We start from the raw sequence: 19,533 nt of genomic DNA, 5'->3' as shown, positions 1-19,533 counted from the left end.
CGGCTCTACCCTGCACCCTATGACTGCTCCCCCGCCCGGAGTCTGCCGCGCCTGCCAGACTCCACGCCAGACACCCCTGCCGATCGCGATGGCCTTTCAGCCGATCGTGGACGTGCGGGCGCGCGAGGTCTACGCCTACGAGGCGCTGGTGCGTGGCCCCGAGGGACAGCCCGCGGGCTGGGTCTTCGAGCAGCTCGGGGAGGGGGATATCTATCCCTTCGACCAGGCCTGCCGCGTGACGGCCATCCGGTCGGCGGCCCGGCTGGGCCTGCCGACGCTGGGCCTGCAAACGCGGCTGTCCATCAACTTCCTGCCGAACGCGGTGTACGAGCCGGCCAACTGCCTGCGGGCCACCCTGCGCGCAGCCCAGGAGGTGGGGTTTCCCCTCGACCGCCTGATGTTCGAGATCACCGAGCACGAGCACGTGCTGGACGAGGCGCACGTGCGCCGCATCATCGACAGCTACCGACAGTACGGCTTCACGACCGCGCTGGACGACTACGGTTCGGGCCATGCCAACGCGGGCCTGCTGCTGGCGGTCCGGCCCGACGTGATCAAGCTGGACATGGTGCTGGTTCGGGGGCTGGATCAGGACACCTGGCGTCAGAGCCTCGTGCGGAGCCTGGCGCGTTTTGCCCAGGACGTGGGCTGCCTGGTGATCGCCGAGGGCATCGAGACGGCGGACGAGGCCCGCTGCCTGTGGGAACTGGGCATCACGCATATGCAGGGCTATTTCTTCGCCCGCCCCGGCTTCGAGTGTCTGCCGCCCGTCCCGGACGAGGTGTTCGGCCTGTTTGCTCCCCACGCTTCCTGAACGGAACACCCCCGGCAGCCCCAGCCCTGGCGCAGAGGTCAAACAGAGACCTTGTTTTTTGACCGGGCGAAGCGGGCCGCCTTGCCTGGGCGAGTCCGTTCTGCCCAGGACAGCGAGTGAACCAGGGAGAGCGGCTGGGGGCAGGGGTGGCATCGGAGGTGCTTTTCCCCAGGGCGGCGTCATCCGGACAAATGCTCTAAACTCAGAGAGTTACCGCGCTCACGCGGGTCCAAGGAGTGCAAGCATGGGACTTTCAATCGGAATCGTCGGCCTTCCCAATGTGGGGAAGTCCACCCTCTTCAATGCCATCACGCGGGCGGGGGCGCTGGCCGCCAACTACCCCTTCGCCACCATCGAGCCGAACGTGGGCCGCGTGACCGTGCCCGACGAGCGCCTCAGCGCGCTGAGCAAGGTGTTCACCCGAGGCGAGCGCGTGCCGCCGATCATCCCCACCTTCGTGGAGTTCGTGGACATCGCCGGACTGGTCAAGGGGGCCAGCCAGGGCGAGGGCCTGGGGAACCAGTTTCTCGCCAACATCCGCGAGGTGGACGCCATCGCCCACGTCGTCCGCTGCTTCGAGGACGAGAACGTGGTGCATGTCGCGGGCCGGGTGGACCCGGTGGACGACATCGAGACGATCAACACCGAGCTGATCCTGGCCGACCTCGCGGGCCTCGAAAAGCGGCTGGCGAACCTCCAGAAAAAGGCCAAGGGCGGCGACAAGGACGCCCGCGAGCAGGCCGAACTCGCGGAGCAGATTCTCGCCGTGCTGGGCGAGGGCAAACCCGCCCGCGCCGGCAGCTACGACGCGGCCATTCCCAAGGATTTCGGCCTGATCACCACCAAGCCCGTGATCTACGTGGCGAACGTGGGCGAGAACGACCTGACCGAAGACAACGACTACGTCGGGCAGGTCCGCGAGTACGCCGCCCGCGAGGGGGCGCGGGTCGTGAAGATCAGCGCCCAGATCGAGGGCGAACTCGCCGAGATGCCGGAAGACGAGGCCCGCGAGTTCCTGCATGACCTGGGCGTGCAGGAAAGCGGCCTGGACCAGCTCGTCAAGGTCGGCTACGAGACGCTGGGCCTGATCACCTTCATCACCTCCGGCGAGAAGGAGGTGCGCGCCTGGACCATCCGCCGCGGCGAAAAGGCCCCCGAGGCCGCCGGGGAGATCCACTCCGACCTGGAACGCGGCTTCATCCGCGCCGAGGTCATCGAGTGGGACAAGATGGTGGAGGCGGGCGGCTGGGCCGGGGCCAAGAGCAAGGGCTGGGTCCGCACCGAGGGCAAGGAGTACGTCATGCAGGACGGGGACATCATGAACGTGCTGCACAGCAGCTAGGCGGAAGGCTCAAGGCAGAAGGCAGATGGCGGGAGCTTCCCGGAGCCTTCTGCCTTCTGCGTTAATCCATCTGCGTCAATCCGCCGCGACGGGCACGATGTCCGGCGAAGCTTCGGCCGCGGGCAGGTGGCGGCGCACCTCGCGCATGGCGCTGTGGATGACGCCCAGGGCGAGGCTCATGGTGAGCATGGAGGAAAAGCCGTAGCTGACGAGCGGGAGCGGCACGCCCGTGACGGGGAAGATGCCCGCCGCGACGGCCAGGTTCACGAAGGCCTGGCCCACCACCATGAACATTGCGCCGGTCGCCAGGATGGTCGCGCCGTGGATCTCAGGGGTCATCGGGCGCACGCGGGTGGCGAGCTGCGAGACTTGCAGGGCGGTGGACACGACCAGCCAGTAGGCGAACAGCAGCATGGCGACGCCCAGCAGCCCCTGCGAGAAGCCCACCGACGCCACGATCATGTCGGTGTGGGCGGCGAAATAGGACCAGCGGGGGCCATCCGGGCCGAGGCCCCACAGCCCGCCGAAGCTCAGGTCGCGGTGGGCCATGCCGATCTGGTCGAGGCCCACCTCCATCGTCTCGCCCCGGTTCACATGCCCGAAGAAGCGTTCGAGGATGTAGCTGTGCCGTTCCAGGTAGCGGCCCAGGAAGGGAATCCCGAGCAGCGCCAGGGCAAACACGAACCCGGTGATGTTGGTGATGCGGACCCCGGCGGCGTACATCAGGATGATGCCCAGCCCGAAGATCAGGACGCTGGACCCCAGGTCCGGCTCCAGAATGACCAGCCCGGTGGTCACGACGATCATCAGGGTGGCGCTGATCAGCTTGTGCTGCACGCCCCGGCGCGAGAAAAAGGACGCGAGTTGCAGCACCAGCCCCAGCTTGGCGAGTTCGGACGGCTGGAACTTCACCGGGCCGAAATCCAGCCAGCGCTTGGTGCCCTCACTCGTCTCGGTGCCGTGCCCGATAAAGAGGGTCAGCAGCAGCAGCAGCAGCGTGAGGACCCACAGGTACGGGGCACTCTGCAAAAAGGCGCGGGGCCGCAGCCGCGCCGCCGCAAAGGTGACGATCAGCGCCAGCACCACCTTGCCCCCGTGGTCGAGGATCTTGCCGGGGTCGGCGGTCGCCACGCCCAGCAGCCCCAGCGTGAGCAGCAGCACCTGCGCCAGAACGAGTTGAATGCTCATGCGCCCACCTCCCCGGCGGCCCGCGCGTCCTCTGCCAGCGCCCGCGCCGCCCGCGCAAAGCTCGCGCCGCGTGCCTTGTAGTCCGCGAACAGGTCAAAGCTGGTGCCGATGGGCGCGAGCAGCACCGTGCCCGCCCCCTGCGGCCCCCCCAGCGCCTCCAGACCCGCGCGGGCGGCAGCCTGCATCACCGCCTCGCCGCCTTCGCCCGTGACGGACGTGAAGGGCAGGCCCAGCTCGCGCGCCAGCCCCTCGCCGTCCTCCCCGAAGGCGATCACGCGGGCCACCCGGCCGCGCGCCGCCTCCCGCAGCGGGGCGAGGTCCGCACCCTTGTCCCGCCCGCCGACGAGCCAGGCGATGGGGGCCGGGGCGCGCGTCAGGGCCGCCTCGACCGCGATGGTGCGGGTGGCGATGCTGTCCTCGATAAACCGGACCTCCCCCACCCGCGCCACCGTCTCGAAGCGTCCGGCGACGGGGCGGGCGGTGCGGAGCGCGGCGGCCAGCACCCCCACCTCGACCGGGCGACCCAGCCGCGTCAGCAGGGCCTCGGCGGCGAGGACGGCGGCGGCGGCGTTGGCGGGGTGCAGGCCTTCGGGGAGATCGGTGGCGGGCAGCACCTCGCGGCCATCCGCCAGGGCGATGCGGTCCGGCTGGAAGGCGCGGACCTCGGCGCGCGTGGGCACGTTCAGCCCGGCCGGCAGCACCAGCACGTCCCCCGCCGCCTGCCCCGCCGTGATGTTCAGCTTGGCCGCGTGGTACGCCTCCACCGTGCGGTGCCGGTCGAGGTGGTCCACGCCCAGGTTGGTGACCACCGCGACCGGGAGGCGCAGGCCGGGGACGCGCTCAAGCTGGAAGCTCGACAGCTCCACCACCGCGACCTCGGCCGCGTCCACCACGTCGAGGAGGGGCGGGTCGATGTTCCCGCCCTCGCGGGCATTCAGGCCCGCCGCGCGCAGCAGGTGGGCGATCAGGACCGTCGTGCCGCCCTTGCCCGCCGTCCCCGTCACGCCCACGAGCGGCAGGTGGGGGCGCGAGCGGGCGGCCAGCGCGACCTCCCCGATAAGTTCCGCCCCCCGCGCCGCCAGCGCCCGCAGGTCGGGGTGGTCGATGGGCACGCCGGGCGCGGCGACCACCGTCCGGTAACTCCCGCCCACGTCCCCCCGCGCGAACCCCAGCTCCTGCATCAGGGCCTCGTCCTCTGGCGACGGACGCGCGTCGTGCCACTCGGCCCGCACGCCCTCGCGCGCCAGAAAGCGGGCCACGCCACGCCCGCTGCGCCCCAGTCCGTAGATCAACACGCCGCCCATCTCACCTGTTTGCCCCCCGCGCTCTGTCACCGCCCCACCATAGGGGAAAAAGGGGCTGGACTATGGCCAGGGTAACGTGAGAAGGGTGATGGAGGAGTGAAGCCGTCTCCCCTCTCTGGCGGCCCCCCTAGGGCGGCGCTCCGTTGCGTTGCCGCGCGTCCTGGGCGTCCACTCCACTGCGCGCCGCCCTTTTTGCGCTTCTCGCTTCGCTCGGATAGGTTGCCAAAAGGCGGCAACCTTTCTGCGCCCCGCCCTAGCGCAGGGCGGGGAGGGCGTCCGCCTCGTGCTGCGGCACGGCGGGGGGTGTCACGGTCAGGCCTGCCTCCTGCCCGGCCCAGCCCAGGAAGGCGTTCAGGCCCCGGCGGAACATCACCGGGCGTTTCTCGCGCTTGCCCAGCTTGCGGGGCTTGCCGGTCTTGGGGTTCAGCTCGGCGGGCAGTTCGGGCACCAGCGCCCAGTTCACGTTCATGGGCTGGAAGCCCTTCGGGTTGGCCGAGGCGAGGTAGCGCACCAGCCCGCCCAGCATGGACTCGGTGGGCGGGGTGAGGGGCGCGAGGCCCAGCGCCAGGCGCGCGGCGTTCGTTCCGGCCAGCCAGCCGGTCGCCGCCGATTCGAGGTAGCCCTCGGTCCCCGCCAGCACGCCCGCGACGAACTTGGTCGGGTCGGCGCGCAGTTGCAGGGTCGAGTCCAGCACCTCGGGCGCGTTGAGGTACGTGTTGCGATGCATCACGCCGTAGCGGACGATCTCGGCGTTTTCCAGACCCGGAATGAGGTTCACGACCGCCTTCTGGTCGCCCCACTTCAGGCCGGTCTGGAAGCCGACCAGCGACCACATGCGGCCCTCGCGGTCCTCCTGGCGCAGTTGCGCGACGGCGTAGGGCCAGCGACCAGTGCGCGGGTCGTCCAGGCCCTTGGGGGACATCGGGCCGAAGCGGGGGGTGTCCACGCCGCGGCGGGCGATTTCCTCGATGGGCATGCAGCCCTCGAAGAACTCCAGCTTTTCCCAGTCGTGGGGGGTGTGGCTGCGGGCCTGTTCCAGCGCCTCGAAAAAGCGCAGGTACTCCTCCTTGTTGAAGGGGCAGTTGATGTAGTCCGCGCTCTGGTCGTAGCGCCCGGCCCGCCACGCCACGTCCAGGTTGATGCTCTCGGCGGCGATGACGGGCGCGGCGGCGTCGTAGAAGCTGAGGCGCTCGCTGCCAGTCAGCCGGGCCACATCGGCGGCCAGCGCGTCGGCGGTGAGGGGGCCGGTGGCGATCACCACGATGCCCTCCGGCACGGCCTCCACCTCGCCCTCCACGACCTCGATCAGCGGGTGCTCGCGGACCGCGCGGGTCACGCGGGCGCTGAACTCGTCGCGGTCCACGGCCAGGGCGTTGCCCGCCGGGACGCGGCTGCCGTCGGCGGCCCCCACGATGGCCCCGCCCACGCTGCGGAGTTCGGCCTGCAACAGGCCCTTGGCCTGCATCTCGCCCTCGCCGCCCAGCGAGGTGGAGCACACCAGCTCGGCAAAATTGCCGGTGCGGTGGGCGGGGGTCATCTTCACCGGGCGCATCTCCAGCAGGCGCACCCGCACCCCGAGTGTGGCCGCCGCCAGCGCCGCCTCCGACCCCGCGAGGCCCGCGCCGATGACCGTGATTGCCGTGTCAGAACTGCTCATCAGGGGGCAGTGTAGGGGAAGCGGTGCGCGGTCCGCAGTGCGCGGGGCAGGATTTTCCCGCGTACCGCGTCCTGCATCCTACTTACCTCTCCGGCGTTCCCCCCACCCCCGCCTTCACCCGGCTCAGCCCCTCATACAGCAGCACCCGCAGGACGGCCAGGCGGTCGGAGGGCAGCAGCAGCGCCTCGTCGAAGCGCGTTTCGGGGGCGGGCACGCTGACCACGTTCACGCCCTGGGCAGCAAAGAGGCGGGCGGCGCGCAGCGAGTGGCTGGGCGAGGTGACGAGCAGCACCCGCCGCCAGCCGCGCTCGCGGGCCAGGTCGCGGACGCGGGCGGCCTCGTCGCGGGTGGTGGTGACGTGGCGCAGGGTCAGGACCTGCGGGCCACCCCGCGGGTACAGGGCCGCGATGTGGGCGCGTTCCAGCTCGCTCATCTTCACGCAGTTCGCCGGGCCGATCAGGCCGGACTGCTCGGAGACGGTGAGGACGGGGGCATACCCGGCCCGCCACAGCTCCAGCCCCCGCAGCAGGCGGGCGAGGCTGCTGGCTTCCAGCGCCCGCGCACCGCAGTGCACCCCGCCGCCCAGCACCACGATGGCGTCGGCACGCACGGGCGGCTGCGCGAGCGTGAGCGCCGCGAGGGGCGCGCGCAGCACGGGCGTCAGCAGACAGAGGGCCAGCAGCACCGCCAGCACACCGGAACCGATTTGCAACACCCACCGCGTCAGGGGGAAGGCTCCGGCCAGCCCGCCGGCCAGGGGCAGCGCCAGCAGTAGCGGCACCGTCCCCCGCACCTCTCCCAGATACGCGGCCAGGACGGCGAGAGCGGCCCCGGTCGCTGCGCCCGCTCCCACACCCCGCCACCTCTGCGGCGGGCGCTCAGGGGTCCGCACGCTTCTCGGGGGGGCCGGGGAGTGGGGGGTCGAGCTGCACCCGCATCCGGGGAAAGGGGACTTCCAGCCCCGCCGCCTGCAAGGCTTCCTTGGCGGCCTCCAGCACCCGCATGCGGATGACGGGGGAAGTGGCGACGTGTTCGGCATCGACCCAGAAGCGCAGCAGCAGGCGCACCCGGCTTTCTTCCAGCTCCTCGACCAGCACCTGCGGGGCGGGGTCCGCCAGCACCTCGGGGAAGTCGGGCAGGACGCCCAGCAGCAGCCTCCGGGCACGCTCCACGTGTTCGTGGTAGGCCAGGGGCACGTTCAGGTGCAGGCGCAGGGTGCCCCCCTTGCTGAGGTTCTCGACGACGGCCCCCGCGACCTCCCGGTTGGGGATGCTCACGTGTTCGTTGTCGCGGGTGTGGATGCGGGTGGTGCGCAGGGTGAGGCGGACGACCCGGCCCTCGTGCGCCTCGGTGCGAATCCAGTCGCCCAGCCGGAAGGGCCGGTCGAGCAGCAGCGTCACCCCGCTGATCAGGTTGGCGAGGAGGTCCTGGGCCGCGAACCCGAAGGCGATGCCCACCACCCCCAGCCCGCCCAGGATGGGCACCAGGTTCACGCCGAACTGCGCGGCGACGAGGTACACGCCCAGCAGCACCCACACGGCCCGGATGACGTTGCCCACCAGCACCCGCAGGCTGGTGTCCAGCCCCCAGTGGTCGGCCTGCATATGCAGGAAGCGCTGAATGACACCCCACCCCACGTACAGCAGCAGCAGCAGCAGGTATACCCGGAACACGGGGCCGCTCCACCGCTCCAGCCCCGGAAACAGCGCCGTGATTGACAGCAGCACCAGCAGCACGAAGGTCAGGCGCAGGGCGGTTCGCAGCACGCGGCGCGCGATGGGGTGCGCGTCTGGGTGAAAGAAGCGGCCCAGCAGCGCGAACGCTGCCCGCGACACGCCCCAGAACAGCAGCGCGTACAGCAGCGTCAGGCCCAGGGCCAGCAGGGCGTTGGGGCCATACTCGACCACCACGGCCCGCAGGTCCTGCCAGGTGTCGGCCAGAGCGCGGTGCAGGGCGTCCAGGCCCAGCAGGCGCGAGGTGTCCACGTCACCGGTCACGCCGGCAGTCTAGCGGCCTCATGACGGCTTCCTATACTCCGGGTATGTCCCGCCGCTCTACCCTGCTCGCGGCCGTCGCGCTGCTGGCCGCCGCCATCATCGCCGTGGCCCTGGCGCTCAGCCCGCGCTACGCCCTGCCGCAGGAAAGCAGCCCCGAGGTGCGCTTCGTGCGCGAGATGAGCCAGCACCACGCCCAGGCGGTGGACATGGCGACCCGTATCCGCGACCGGGACAGCCACGACCGCACCCTGCGCTCGGTGGCGCTGGACATCCTGCTCTCGCAGCAGGAACAGATCGGGCAGATGCGCGGCTGGCTCACCCTCTGGGGCCTGCCCTGGGGTGGGCCGGGCATGACCGGGGAGCACGCCCGCATGATGGGTATGGCGGCCCCCGCCGAACTGCACCGGCTGGACACCCTCCCCGTGGGGGACGCCGAACGCCTGTTCCTGCAACTGATGATTCGCCACCACCAGGGCGCGATTGCGATGGTGCAGCCCGTCCTGGGGCCAGGCATCCGCCCCGAGGTCCGCACGCTGGCCCGGCAGATCGCCGCCACCCAGAGCGGCGAGATTCGCCTGATGATGCAGATGCTCGCCGCACGCGGGGCGAAACCGCTGCCGCCACCCGCCGCCGCCCAGCCCGCTCAGCCGGGAATGGGGCACGCGGAAATGGACGGGATGGACATGGGGGGTGGGGGCGAACACCAGCACTGACCGGCCGGGCGGAGGCGGACCGTGCAGGCCCACACCTGCGCCGCCTCTCCCCCCGAACCCGGACGCCCTATGCTGCGTCCCGGCCCTGCCGCCCCGAGGAGCTTCCATGCGCGTGAGCATTGTTCTGGATCAGCAGTTCATTCACACCCCCGACGGGGCGACCTACGACGACGGCCACGCCACCTACAGCCTGTGGCGGCGCTATCTCGATGTGTTCGAGGAGGTGCAGGTCGTGGGGCGCTCGCGGCCTGTCAGCGAGGTTCCCACGGGGTATCGCCGGGTGGACGGGCCGGGGGTCCGCGTCCTGCACGTGCCCTTCTACCAGGGTCCGGGCGGCCTGCTGCGCCGCCTGCCGCGGGTGGTCGCCACGCTGCGGCGCGGGCTGGAGCCGGGTGAGGCGGTCATCGTGCGGCTGTCGAGCGTGCTGTCGCACCTGACGGCGGGGCTGCGGCAGGTGCAGGGGCGGCCCTTTGCCGCAGAGGTGATCAACGACCCCTACCTGGGCTTTGCCGGGGAGGGCGTGCAGCATCCGCTGCGGCGGGCGCTCCGCTGGCTGCTCACCACCCTGACGCAGGTGCAGTGCCGGCAGGCGGTGGCCGTGCAGTACGTGACCCGCGCGGCCCTGCAACGCCGCTACCCGCCCCGGCCCGGCACGCCCAGCTTCGGCGTCTCCGATGTGCAGCTTCCGCCGCTGGCCTTCGCCGCGCCGCGAACCTACCGTGGCCCCGCGCGGCGGGCGGTGCTGGTGGGGTCCCTGGACTATCCCCACAAGGCGGTGGACGTGGTGCTGCGGGCGCTGGCCCGGCTGCGCGCCCAGGGCCTGGACCTGCACTTCACCCTGGTCGGTGAAGGCGCGCTGCGGCCCGAGCTGGAAACCCTGGCCCGTGAGCTGGGGGTGTGGGAGGCCTGCACCTTCGTGGGGCAGCGCAGCACGGCCGAGGGGGTGCGCCGGGATCTGGCGGCGGCGGACCTGTTCCTGATGCCGTCGCGCACCGAGGGCCTCCCCCGCGCGCTGCTGGAGGCGATGGCGCAGGGCCTGCCCGCCCTGGGGTCGGACGTGGGCGGCATTCCCGAGCTGCTGCCCCCCGACCTGCTCACCCGGCCCGGCGACGTGGAAAGTCTGGTGGAAGTCTGGCGGCGGCTGGCCCTGGACCCCACGCGCCTGAGTGCCGAGAGCGCCCGGAATGTGGCCCTGGCCCACGAGTACGCGGACGAGGTGCTGGGCCGCCAGCGGCAGGCGTTCCTGCGGGCCGTGCGCCGGGGTAGTCAACCGGGCCAGTCAACCTGTGCTCCGGCGCGGCGGAGGCTCTGAGCCATAAGCTCTGAACCTGCACCCGCCAGCTTTTGCTTTCGGCGTCCGTCCTCTTTTTCATAGCTCATGGCTCACTGCTCTGAGCTTCCCGCACTCCCGCGCTCCGGCGTCAGCGCCAGCGCCAGCACGAAGGCCAGCAGCGGCAGCGACCCGCTGAAGGCCGAGTTGGGATAGAAGGTCTCCTGGGTCAGCGCTGTCAGCGCCAGCCCCACCAGCAGGTTGAGGGCCACCCCGGCGCGCAGGGTCCGCCGCGCCCGCAACTGGCCGAACAGCGCCCAGAACAAGAGGCCCAGCGCCACCACGCCCGCCACGCCCGTCTCGTACAGCACCTGGATGGGCGTGGAGTGGGCGTTGGAGTTGTTGTTGATCGCGGAGCCGAAGCCGCTGCCCACCAGCAGGCGGTAGGGGTCCTCGGCAAAGGCCTGGAAGTAGCTGTGCCAGATCTCGGAGCGCCCGGCGAGGTTGCCGCTGTTGCCTGCCTCCAGCAGGGTGGACTGCCGGGCCGCCAGCCCGCCGAGCTGCTGGTCCAGCCAGGGGGCCGCCGCCAGCCCCGCCACCCCCAGCAGGGCCAGCAGCAGACCCGCACGCACCGGCAACCGCCGCCACTCCAGCAGCGCGAACAGCAGGCACCCCGCCAGCCCCGCCCGCGACCCCGACAGAAAGCAGGCGGCCAGCGCCGCGCCCAGCACCCAGACATTGCTGCTGCGGGGGCGCAACATCAGCACGGCGGCGCTCAGCAGCGTGACCTGGAGGGCCACGTAGCCGTGGTTGTACCCCACCATGCCCAGCCCCGGCTCGTTGTGCAGGTAGTACGACTCCCAGGGACCGGAAACCCCCGCACCATGCGGCAGCACCTGCCCCAGCGCCCTGGGGAGCGCCGGGGAGAAGTAGGTCCAGGCGATGCTGACCACCATCACCACGAAGGCGGGCAGGGCGGCCCGGCCCCAGCGGGCCAGCACGGTGGGCCGCAGCGGCAGCCGCGACACCATCCCGAACACGGCCAACGCCTGCACCAGCTTATAGAGCTGGAACAGACCGAAGGGGACCGCGCTCGCCAGCCGGGCGTCGCGCATCACGAACAGCAGCCCGAACGAGCAGAACGCCAGGGCCACCAGCAGCGCGAGGCCCCACCCGACCGGTCGCCACGCCGCGCCGGGCGGCCGGTGGTAGAGCAGCGCGCAGCCCAGCGCCGCCCACACCAGCAGGTCGGGCAGCGTCGGCCACAGCGCCCACGACGGCCCGGCCGCCAGTACCGGCAGGCTGAAGCACTGCGCGAGGAGGTATGCCGCCAGCAGGCCCAGCACGGCCCGCTCCAGCAGAGGGGCGGTGCGGGCGGCGGCCGGCACCTCTGCCTCTGCCGCCCGGGAAAGACTCAAGAGCCGTTCCCCCCCGCCGGGTGGGCCGCCACGGCCTCACGGTACAGGTCCACCAGCGCCCGCGCGTTGGTGGCGATATCGAAGTCCAGGGTGGTGGGGCGGCGGCGGCCCGCCGCGAGCGCCTGCGCGACCGCATCGGCCCAAACGTCCGGACCACTCGTCAGGGGCACCGGGAGATAGGTGGCCCCCGCCAGGTGCCCCTCCGGCGTCAGGTGCGCCGACACCACGCAGGGCAACCCCGCCGCCTGCGCCTCCAGCAGCGACAGGCTCAGGCCCTCGAAGGTCGAGGGAAAGACGAACACGTCCATCGCCTGCAAGAGCCGGGGCACGTCGGGGCGCGACCCCGGCAGGTGAACTCGGCCATCCAGGCCCAGCGCGGCCACCCGCGCCTCGATGGCCGGGCGCTCCTCGCCGTCACCGACCAGCAGCAGGTGCGCGGGGCCGTGCCGCCGCAGGTACGCAGCGAAGACCTCCAGCAGGAAGGCATGGTTCTTCTCCGGGCGAAGCTGGCCCACATGCCCGATGACCGGCTCGCCCGGTGGCAGCCCCAGTTCGGCGCGGACGGCCCCCACCTTCACCGGCTCCCGGAGGGGCCGCAGGTCGATGCCCAGCCGCACCAGCTGGGTCCCGCGTTCCTGCCAGGCGGGGCCGAACAGCGCCCGTGCGGCCTCCCGGCTCACGGCCAGGCGGTGGGTCACACCCAGGTCCAGCGCGGCCCGCATCAGGGTGAGGTAGGCGTAGCGGCCGTTCCTGGCCTGGCGGTCCAGCCGGCCGGTGTCCGAGTGGCTGGTCGCCACCCGCACGGGCACCCCGGCCAGCCGCGCCAGCAGCAGGGCCAGCCCCCCGAAATGGTGAATGTGGCTGTGCACCACGTCGTAGGGGCCGGAGCGCCGCAGCAGGCGCAGAAAGCCCAGGGCGAAGGTGAGGGGGTTGCGGGTGGAGGGGCCGTGGATCACCCGCGCGCCCAGCGCCCGCACCTGCTCGTCGTAGCTGCCCGGCCCCGGCTGGGCCGTGACCGTCATCACGTCCATCGCCACCTCGCGGCGGTCCACCTGCGCGAGCAGGTTCACCAGCCAGGTCTCGATGCCCCCCCGGTCCAGGGTGCCGGTCAGGTGCAGGACCCGCAGCGGTTTCGGGTGCGTCATGGTTCTCCTTGTGGGGGCGGGGCGGGGGAAGCGGGGGGCGTGGGCCGCCGCAGCGCCCACCACACGATGCCCCAGCTTCCCAGCAGTTGCACCCCGGCCCCGATCAACGAGGCGAGAGCTGCGCCGATCAGCCCGTGCGCGGGCACCAGCCAGACGCAGGCCAGGGCCAGCACCGCCGTCACGCCCACGAAGAGCGGCAGCTGCTCGGTGAACCGCCGCGCGGCCGTCACGGCAAAGCCCGCGCAGGAGGCCAGATACCCCAGCGCCCCGCTCACCATCAGCCAGACGAAGGGCACCCTCTCGGAGGCGTACTCGGGGCCGTACAGCAGCCGCAGCAGGGTCGCGCCGCCCACCAGGGCCAGCAGGGTGAGGCCGCCCCCCACCAGCGCCGCCGCGCCCGTCAGCGCCAGTGTCAGGCGCACGAAGCCCGCGCGCTGGCCTGCCGCGTACTGCTGCGACAGCCGGGCCGTCACGGCCGTGCCGAGGGCCGTCACGATGACGCTGCCCGCCACACTGACATAGGCCAGCGCGGAGTAGACGCCCAGCGCCCCGGTCCCCAGCTCCCGCTCGACAAAGAGGCGCGGCAGGGTCGCGCCCAGCGACACCAGGCCCATCACCACACCCAGCGGCAGGGCGACCCGCAGCAGACCGGGCGGAATGCGGGGGGTCCACCAGCGGCCCCGGTCCAGCACGCGGGTGCGCGGCAGGTCGTACAGCACGAACACCAGCAGGTTCGCCAGCGCGATCCCGGCGGTTCCCAGCGCCACGCTGCCGCTGAGGGCAAAGGCCGCGCCCAGCAGACCCAGCCCCAGCACACCTCGCGCCATGGTGGAGCGGGCCACCCAGTCCAGACGTTCGCGCTGCTGCATCAGGCCGTAGGCCACGTCGATGAGGCCCTCCAGCACCCGGGCGAGGCCCAGCCCGGCCAGCACCAGGCGGGCCTGGGGGTACAGCGCGGCCAGCACCACCGTCAGGGCCAGACCCAGCCCCAGGCCCAGCACCCGCAGGCTGAAATACTGCGCGAAGGCGTACTCGGCCCGCACGTCGGTCGCCTGCACGCTGCGCAGTTGCAGGCCCACCAGCAGAAAGAGGGGCGCGGTCAGCGCCAGACCCAGCGAATACGCGCCCACGTCCGCCGCGCTCCCCAGCCGCGCCAGCAAGGCGACCATGCCCCACTGCGCCGCCGCGTAGGTCAGTTGCCCCCCGAAGGTCCAGACGATACCCGCCCGCAGACCCAACCGCGCCGGAGCGGACGCGGAAGACAGGGCGGACTGGGGGGAACGGGAAGGCATGGCGTGGCTCCTGGGTAGGGGACGGCTGGGGAGGGGGAGGCGGGCGCGGCGAAAACTCTGCCGGCAGCATAGCGGCCGGACCCCCCACACCGCTCTATAGTGCCGGGATGAGGCGGTGGTGGTGGATCGGGGCGGGCGTCCTGGGGCTGGCGGCGCTGCTGATCGGCCTCTCCCTGTTCCGCACCCACCAGGAGATTCAGGCGGTCGGCGTCGAGGTGTACCAGGAGATGGAGGGCGACGGCCTGCCGCCCCCGGCCGGGGTTCTCGACGACCCGGTGTTCAGGGCGCTGCCGCCCCCGGACCATCCCGTGTCGCTGGGGCGCTACAAGCCTGCGGCGCAACCCCCGGCACAGCCGACAGCGCAACCACCTGCCCGGCCAGCCCCAGCCGTCCAGACCCCCACCCCTGCCCCAGCCACCCCCCCGGCAGGGGACACGCCGGAGCCAGCGCCAGCCCAGCCCGCGGCTCCCGACCCGGCACCCTCCCCAACCCCCCCGCCGGCCAAGGTCCCCCCGGCCACGACCCCGGCTCCGGCCCGGCCCCTCACCTTTACCGAGCGGCTGGGCACCGGACAGAAGATACATGTGCTGCTGATCGGCACCGACCAGGAGACGCTGAAGGGGGGCCGCGCCGACGTGCTGCTGGTCCTGACCTTCGACCCGGCGGCGCGGCGGCTATCGCTGCTGAGCCTGCCGCGGGATACGCGCGTGAACCTGCCGGAACACGGTCCGGTCAAGATCAACGCGGCCTACGGCTACGGCGGGGCCAGCCTCCAGACCGTGGCGGTCGAGCGGTTCCTGGGCATCCCGATGGACAAGGTGGTCGCCGTGAGCCTGGGGGGCTTCCGGGACGCCATCGACGCGGTGGGAGGGGTGACCGTCCACCCCACCTTCAGCTTCTCGCTCGACGGCGAGACGTTCCAGCCCGGCACCATGCACCTGAACGGCACGCAGGCGCTGGCCTACGCCCGGATGCGCAAGCAGGACCCCCGGGGCGACCTGGGCCGCAACGACCGGCAGCAGGAGGTCATCCGCAGCCTGATGACGGCGCTGGGCGACCTGTCCAGCAGTGAGCTGACCGGCGTGCTGCACCAGGTCGAGGGCAACCTCCGCACCAACTTCTCGCCCTCCGAGGTGGTGCGGCTGCGCACCAGCCAGCCCTACCTGCTCGACCGGCAGCAGGTGGTGCGGGTGCAGGGCGTGGGCCGCATGGTGGGCCGGGTCTGGTACTACCTCGTTTCCGATGCCGAGCGCCGGCGGCTGCACCTGCTGCTGCGCTGAGCCGGGGCCGGGCTGCCGGCGAACCTGAGACGCGGTGGGGCGACCTCTCATGCCGGGGCCTTAGGGTGCGGTTCATGAACAGCCGGATGCTGCTGGCCGCCGCGCTCTGCGCCCTCGGCCTGACGGGGTGCCTGCCGCGTCATCCGGGCGCGCGGTTGCTGCTGCCCGAGCATGGCCTGCTGAGCGGCAGGGCGTCGGTGGTCCGCCACCGGGCCGACGGGACGGTGCTGGTCAACGGGGTACCCTTCTTCCCCTTCGGCTTCTACCACGTGTCCTGGGCAAGGGGCGGGGCCATGCAGCAGCGCCAGGAGGACGTGCGCCGGATCGGGACGGCGGGGTTCAACCTGCTGGTCACGGAACCCATCAACGATCAGGACGTGGCGGACTACGAGGCCTTTCTGGACACGGCGCAGCGCAGCGGAGTGTACGTGCTGACCTACGGTCTGGGGCCGGCCACGGTACAGGAGGTCGACCATTACCCCGCGGTGCTGGGCTTCCAGCTGGCCGACGACAGCAACGCCCTGGTCACGCCCGCCGAGGTCCGAAGGCGGCACCAGACGATCAAGGCGCTGGCCCCCGACAAGCTCACCTACATCAGCCTCTCGGTAGGGTATGACCGCCCCGAACAGCAGTATTTCGGCCTGTCGGACATGGTGGGCAACCAGAGCTACCCCATCGGCCTCGACGATATCGCCGTAACCTACCGCGTGATGCGCAGCGCCGTGCAGACGTCCCTGTCCACCGGCACCGTGCCGCTGGCGAACCTCCAGACGTTCGCCTGGAAGCCCGGGCAGCCCCCCCCCAGCAGCGCCGAGCTGAGAAACATGACCTACCAGGCCCTGATGGCCGGCGTGAAGGGCGTCGTGTACTACGCCTACCGCGCCCGCGAGGTGGACCTGAACCGCGAACCCCGGCTGTGGGACGCCGCGCGGCAGCTGGCCCGCGAGGTGGCGCTGCTCTCCCCCGCCCTGCTAAACGGGGCGCGGACCGAACTGGAAGGCGGCAACGGAACGCGGCCCCTGGTCGTGCAGTTTCGCGGGCCGGACGGAGACACCCTGCTGGCCCTGAACAACAGCCGCAGCGAGTGGCGGGACGTGAAGCTGTCCCTCCCGAGCGCCCCGCACCGCCTGCGCTCCCTGGTGGGCCGTGCCCGGACGCTGCGCCTGAACGGGCAGACCGTGACGGGCCGTCTGGCCCCGCTGGAAGTGGTGGTCTACCGGCTCGAATAGGCCAGAACCTGTCCCGGGTGAACGCTCCACCCCGGCCCTGACGAGCGGCCTTAACGGTGGGCAGAGCCAATGGGTGGGGTCCTGTCCTGGGCCGCCCGCCTTTTTCCTATACTCAGGAGATGAAACTCCTGGTGACCGGCGGGGCCGGCTATATCGGCAGTACCGTCTGCACGGCGCTGGAGCAGGCCGGGCACGTCCCGGTGGTGCTGGATTCGCTGGTCACCGGTCCTGCCGCCTTTGTCGCGGGCCGGATCTTCTACCAGGGGGATATCGCCGACACGGCGCTGGTGCGGCGCATCTTCGAGGAGCACCCCGACATCACGGCCACGCTGCACTTCGCGGCGCGGATCGTGGTGTCGGAGTCGTTGGCGCAGCCCGCGCTGTACTACCGCGAGAACGTGGTGAAGAGCCTGACCCTGTTCGAGACCCTGCTGGCGCTGGGGCAGCGGCGCGTCATCTTCAGTTCGAGCGCCAGCATCTACGACAGCCCCCCGAGTGACGGACCCGCCGGCCTTCAGGTCACGGAGGCCAGCCCGCTGCGCCCCCTGAGTCCCTATGCCCGCAGCAAGTGGATGATGGAAGAAGTCCTGCGCGACCTGTGCGCGGCCAGCGCGGGCAGTTCCGCGCCGCTGCGTGCCATTGCCCTGCGGTACTTCAATCCCATCGGGGCCGACCCGGAACTGCGGACTGGCCCCTACCTGCCCGACCCCTCACATGTGCTGGGCCGTCTGGTCGCCACCTGGCAGGGCCGGCAGCCCGTCTTCTCCGTCATGGGCACCGACTACCCCACCCGCGACGGCACCGGCCTGCGCGACTACATCCATATCTGGGACCTGGCGCTGGCCCACGTGGCGGCGGCCGAACACTTCGACGAGGCCTTTGCTCAGGCAGAGGCGGACCTGGGTGAGGCCCAGGTGTTCCTGCCCATCAACGTGGGGACCGGCAGCGGCACCACCGTGCGCGAACTGCTGGAGGCCTTTCAAGAGGTCGCCGGGACCACCCTCGACGTGCAGGACAGCCCCCGCCGCCCCGGCGACAGTGCCGGGGCCTGCGCCGAGATTTCCCGCGCCCGTGCCTGGCTGAACTGGCTCCCCCGGCACACCTCCCGCGAGGCCATCGCCAGCGCCTTGGCCTGGGAGGCGCAGCGGGAGGCCAGGCTCCACCCCCCGGCAACGGAAACAGAAGCGGTGGCCGGTTGAACGTAGCCGCAGAACCGGCCGCCCCGCCTACCAGCCCGCCTCCCCGCCCCCGGAGTCACTGGCCCCAGCCCCGCCAGCGGCCGTTCCGAGGAGCCAGGAGGCAGCGTTAGCCCATGCAGGAAACGCGCTTTAACCCCGACACCGTTCCCGCTCACCTGATCCGGCCCCCACAGGTCCGGCAGCTCACGTGGCTGGTCGACGCGCTGGGTCTGCTGCTGATGGGGACACTGCTCTGGGTGGGGCTGGGGCTGCTGGGGCTGGAGCTGCCCACCCGGAACCTGCTGCTGAGGCTGTGGCTGCTGGCGGGGGTCCTGGGCTGGCTGCTGAGCAGGCGTGGCGGCGCAGGCACCCGGCTCTCGCCGGGCCGTCCGGTCGTGGTGGTGCCGCTGCGGACACTGCTGGTCGCCGGCGCGCTGTTTCTGGCGGTGGGTGAGGGGGCGGCGCTGCCCTGGCTGCTGGCCCTGCATGGCCTGTGGTTCGGGCTGACGCTGCTCGCCCTGGGCTGGATATGGCGTGTCTCACCCCCGCTGCGGCTGGGCGTGTCGGAACTCACGCTGTCGGCCACGGGCCAGCCGCCCCTGCTGCCCGCCGCCACCCTCCACCATCCGCGCGTGCAGTTCGTGCCGGTGAGTCCGCGCGACCCCGGCATGCTGGAACACGTCGACCTGCTGCTGGTCGAGCCGGAGCGCGGCACCTCCACCGACTACCAGCGGCTGCTGGAACATGCCTACGTCACCCAGGTCCCCTTCTGGCCCAAGGTGCTGGCCGACGAGGAACTCACCGGCCGGGTGGCGCTGCACGCGATTGACCGGGAGGGCCTGACGGACAACACCTTCCGATCGGGCTACGAACCCTTCAAGCACGCGCTGGACATCGTGGTCACGCTGCTGCTGCTGCCGCTGCTGCTGCCGCTGCTGGCCGCCGTGGCGCTGGTCGTGTACTTCAACAGTGGCCGCCCGGTGCTGTTCTGGCAGGAGCGGGTGGGCCGGAACGGGCAGCCCTTCCAGATTGCCAAGTTCCGTACCATGACCACCGACTCCGAGCGGTCGGGGCCAGCCTTCGCGCGGCAGGGCGACATGCGCGTGACGCCCGTCGGGGCCTTGTTGCGCAAGTTCCGCCTCGACGAACTGCCCCAGTTCTGGAACGTGCTGCGCGGCGAGATGAGCATCATCGGGCCGCGCCCCGAACAGTGGGCCTTTGCCGCCGACTTCGAGGAAAGCATCCCGCTGTACGCCTGCCGCCACTGGGTCCGCCCCGGCATCACCGGCTGGGCACAGGTCAACCAGGGCTACACCGACAACCTGGGCCAGACCACCGAGAAGCTGCGCTACGACCTGTACTACGTCAAGCACCTCTCGCTCTCCCTCGACCTGCTGATCGTCGGCAAGACGATCTGGACCATCCTGACCGGCTTCGGCTCCCGCTGAGAGCCTGTTTCAAAAGGGTCTTTCAGAAGCAGAGGTCTCCGGGGAGGCCTGCGTGTCCCCTCTCCCCTGCGGAGCTGTCCCAGCCCCCACGAGACGACACCCAGAGCTGCTTGCAGAGAGGCAAAAAGAGCCTCACGACCGCGGGCATGAGAGGCACGCTCAACTTTTGAACCTTACCCCGGGAAAGCTCTGGGTGGCTCATACCCTGTCTCTGTGTCTCTCCTCACCCGGCCTGTGAGAATCTTGGCAGCCAGCAGT

16 protein-coding genes are annotated in these 19,533 nt (G+C 71.4%); 8 read left to right on the top strand and 8 right to left on the bottom strand.

All coding sequences use genetic code 11. The annotated features are described in order from the left end of the window. Nucleotides 1-19 precede the first annotated feature (19 nt). On the top strand, nucleotides 20-814 hold the full coding sequence (locus ABEA67_RS00605; RefSeq protein WP_345459313.1) for an EAL domain-containing protein: 795 nt from the start codon (nucleotides 20-22) through the stop codon (nucleotides 812-814). A 244-nt stretch (nucleotides 815-1,058) separates the two neighbouring features. Next, nucleotides 1,059-2,156, top strand: a complete 1,098-nt coding sequence (gene ychF / locus ABEA67_RS00600; protein WP_345459310.1) for a redox-regulated ATPase YchF — start codon at nucleotides 1,059-1,061, stop codon at nucleotides 2,154-2,156. Nucleotides 2,157-2,231: 75 nt separating this feature from the next. Here the strand turns inward: ychF and ABEA67_RS00595 are convergent, their stop codons facing one another. The 5 genes from ABEA67_RS00595 to ABEA67_RS00575 form a co-directional block, all read right to left on the bottom strand. Continuing rightward, nucleotides 2,232-3,344, bottom strand: coding sequence for an FtsW/RodA/SpoVE family cell cycle protein (locus tag ABEA67_RS00595; protein ID WP_345459307.1), 1,113 nt, complete (start codon nucleotides 3,342-3,344; stop codon nucleotides 2,232-2,234). Next, a complete protein-coding gene (murD, locus tag ABEA67_RS00590; RefSeq protein WP_345461749.1) occupies nucleotides 3,341-4,648 on the bottom strand; it encodes a UDP-N-acetylmuramoyl-L-alanine--D-glutamate ligase in 1,308 nt (435 codons plus the stop codon). The genes ABEA67_RS00595 and murD overlap by 4 nt, the downstream gene beginning before the upstream one ends. 253 nt (nucleotides 4,649-4,901) lie before the next feature. After that, nucleotides 4,902-6,305: a methylenetetrahydrofolate--tRNA-(uracil(54)-C(5))-methyltransferase (FADH(2)-oxidizing) TrmFO gene (trmFO, locus tag ABEA67_RS00585; RefSeq protein WP_345459304.1), complete on the bottom strand. Its 1,404-nt coding sequence runs from the start codon at nucleotides 6,303-6,305 to the stop codon at nucleotides 4,902-4,904. A gap of 82 nt (nucleotides 6,306-6,387) precedes the next feature. Next, nucleotides 6,388-7,158, bottom strand: coding sequence for a YdcF family protein (locus ABEA67_RS00580; RefSeq protein ID WP_345459301.1), 771 nt, complete (start codon nucleotides 7,156-7,158; stop codon nucleotides 6,388-6,390). Nucleotides 7,159-7,183: 25 nt separating this feature from the next. After that, nucleotides 7,184-8,302 carry a mechanosensitive ion channel family protein gene (locus tag ABEA67_RS00575; RefSeq protein WP_345459298.1) on the bottom strand — a complete coding sequence of 373 codons (1,119 nt, stop codon included), beginning with the start codon at nucleotides 8,300-8,302 and terminating at the stop codon, nucleotides 7,184-7,186. A 44-nt stretch (nucleotides 8,303-8,346) separates the two neighbouring features. On the opposite strand from ABEA67_RS00575, the gene ABEA67_RS00570 reads away from it, so the two are divergent. Both ABEA67_RS00570 and ABEA67_RS00565 read left to right on the top strand, forming a co-directional pair. Continuing rightward, complete coding sequence (locus tag ABEA67_RS00570; RefSeq protein ID WP_345459295.1) at nucleotides 8,347-9,015, top strand: DUF305 domain-containing protein; 669 nt, start codon at nucleotides 8,347-8,349, stop codon at nucleotides 9,013-9,015. A gap of 106 nt (nucleotides 9,016-9,121) precedes the next feature. Continuing rightward, nucleotides 9,122-10,327, top strand: a complete 1,206-nt coding sequence (locus ABEA67_RS00565; RefSeq protein ID WP_345459292.1) for a glycosyltransferase family 4 protein — start codon at nucleotides 9,122-9,124, stop codon at nucleotides 10,325-10,327. Between the two features lie 71 nt (nucleotides 10,328-10,398). On the opposite strand, the gene ABEA67_RS00560 is transcribed toward ABEA67_RS00565, so the two are convergent. Genes ABEA67_RS00560 through ABEA67_RS00550 form a run of 3 tightly spaced genes read right to left on the bottom strand, consistent with a single transcriptional unit; the run spans nucleotide 10,399 to nucleotide 14,140 of the window. Next, entirely contained in the window at nucleotides 10,399-11,673 is a 1,275-nt protein-coding gene (locus ABEA67_RS00560; protein ID WP_345459289.1) for an O-antigen ligase family protein, read from the bottom strand. 26 nt (nucleotides 11,674-11,699) lie between these two features. After that, nucleotides 11,700-12,848: a glycosyltransferase gene (locus ABEA67_RS00555; RefSeq protein WP_345459286.1), complete on the bottom strand. Its 1,149-nt coding sequence runs from the start codon at nucleotides 12,846-12,848 to the stop codon at nucleotides 11,700-11,702. Continuing rightward, complete coding sequence (locus ABEA67_RS00550) at nucleotides 12,845-14,140, bottom strand: lipopolysaccharide biosynthesis protein (protein ID WP_345459283.1); 1,296 nt, start codon at nucleotides 14,138-14,140, stop codon at nucleotides 12,845-12,847. Before ABEA67_RS00550 ends, ABEA67_RS00555 begins: the two co-directional genes overlap by 4 nt. 107 nt (nucleotides 14,141-14,247) lie before the next feature. On the opposite strand from ABEA67_RS00550, the gene ABEA67_RS00545 reads away from it, so the two are divergent. The 4 genes from ABEA67_RS00545 to ABEA67_RS00530 all read left to right on the top strand — a co-directional run bounded on the left by ABEA67_RS00545 (nucleotide 14,248) and on the right by ABEA67_RS00530 (nucleotide 19,275). Further along, nucleotides 14,248-15,420 carry an LCP family protein gene (locus ABEA67_RS00545; RefSeq protein ID WP_345459279.1) on the top strand — a complete coding sequence of 391 codons (1,173 nt, stop codon included), beginning with the start codon at nucleotides 14,248-14,250 and terminating at the stop codon, nucleotides 15,418-15,420. 74 nt (nucleotides 15,421-15,494) lie between these two features. Next, nucleotides 15,495-16,649, top strand: coding sequence for a hypothetical protein (locus ABEA67_RS00540; protein ID WP_345459276.1), 1,155 nt, complete (start codon nucleotides 15,495-15,497; stop codon nucleotides 16,647-16,649). A gap of 119 nt (nucleotides 16,650-16,768) precedes the next feature. Continuing rightward, nucleotides 16,769-17,848, top strand: a complete 1,080-nt coding sequence (gene galE / locus ABEA67_RS00535) for a UDP-glucose 4-epimerase GalE (RefSeq protein ID WP_345459273.1) — start codon at nucleotides 16,769-16,771, stop codon at nucleotides 17,846-17,848. A gap of 113 nt (nucleotides 17,849-17,961) precedes the next feature. Then, nucleotides 17,962-19,275 carry a sugar transferase gene (locus ABEA67_RS00530; protein WP_345459270.1) on the top strand — a complete coding sequence of 438 codons (1,314 nt, stop codon included), beginning with the start codon at nucleotides 17,962-17,964 and terminating at the stop codon, nucleotides 19,273-19,275. Nucleotides 19,276-19,533 lie beyond the last annotated feature (258 nt).

Origin of the sequence: Deinococcus carri (assembly GCF_039545055.1) — a bacterium.
GTDB lineage: Bacteria > Deinococcota > Deinococci > Deinococcales > Deinococcaceae > Deinococcus > Deinococcus carri.
Note: the sequence above shows the minus strand (reverse complement) of the source record. Positions and strands in the feature narration are given on the sequence as shown.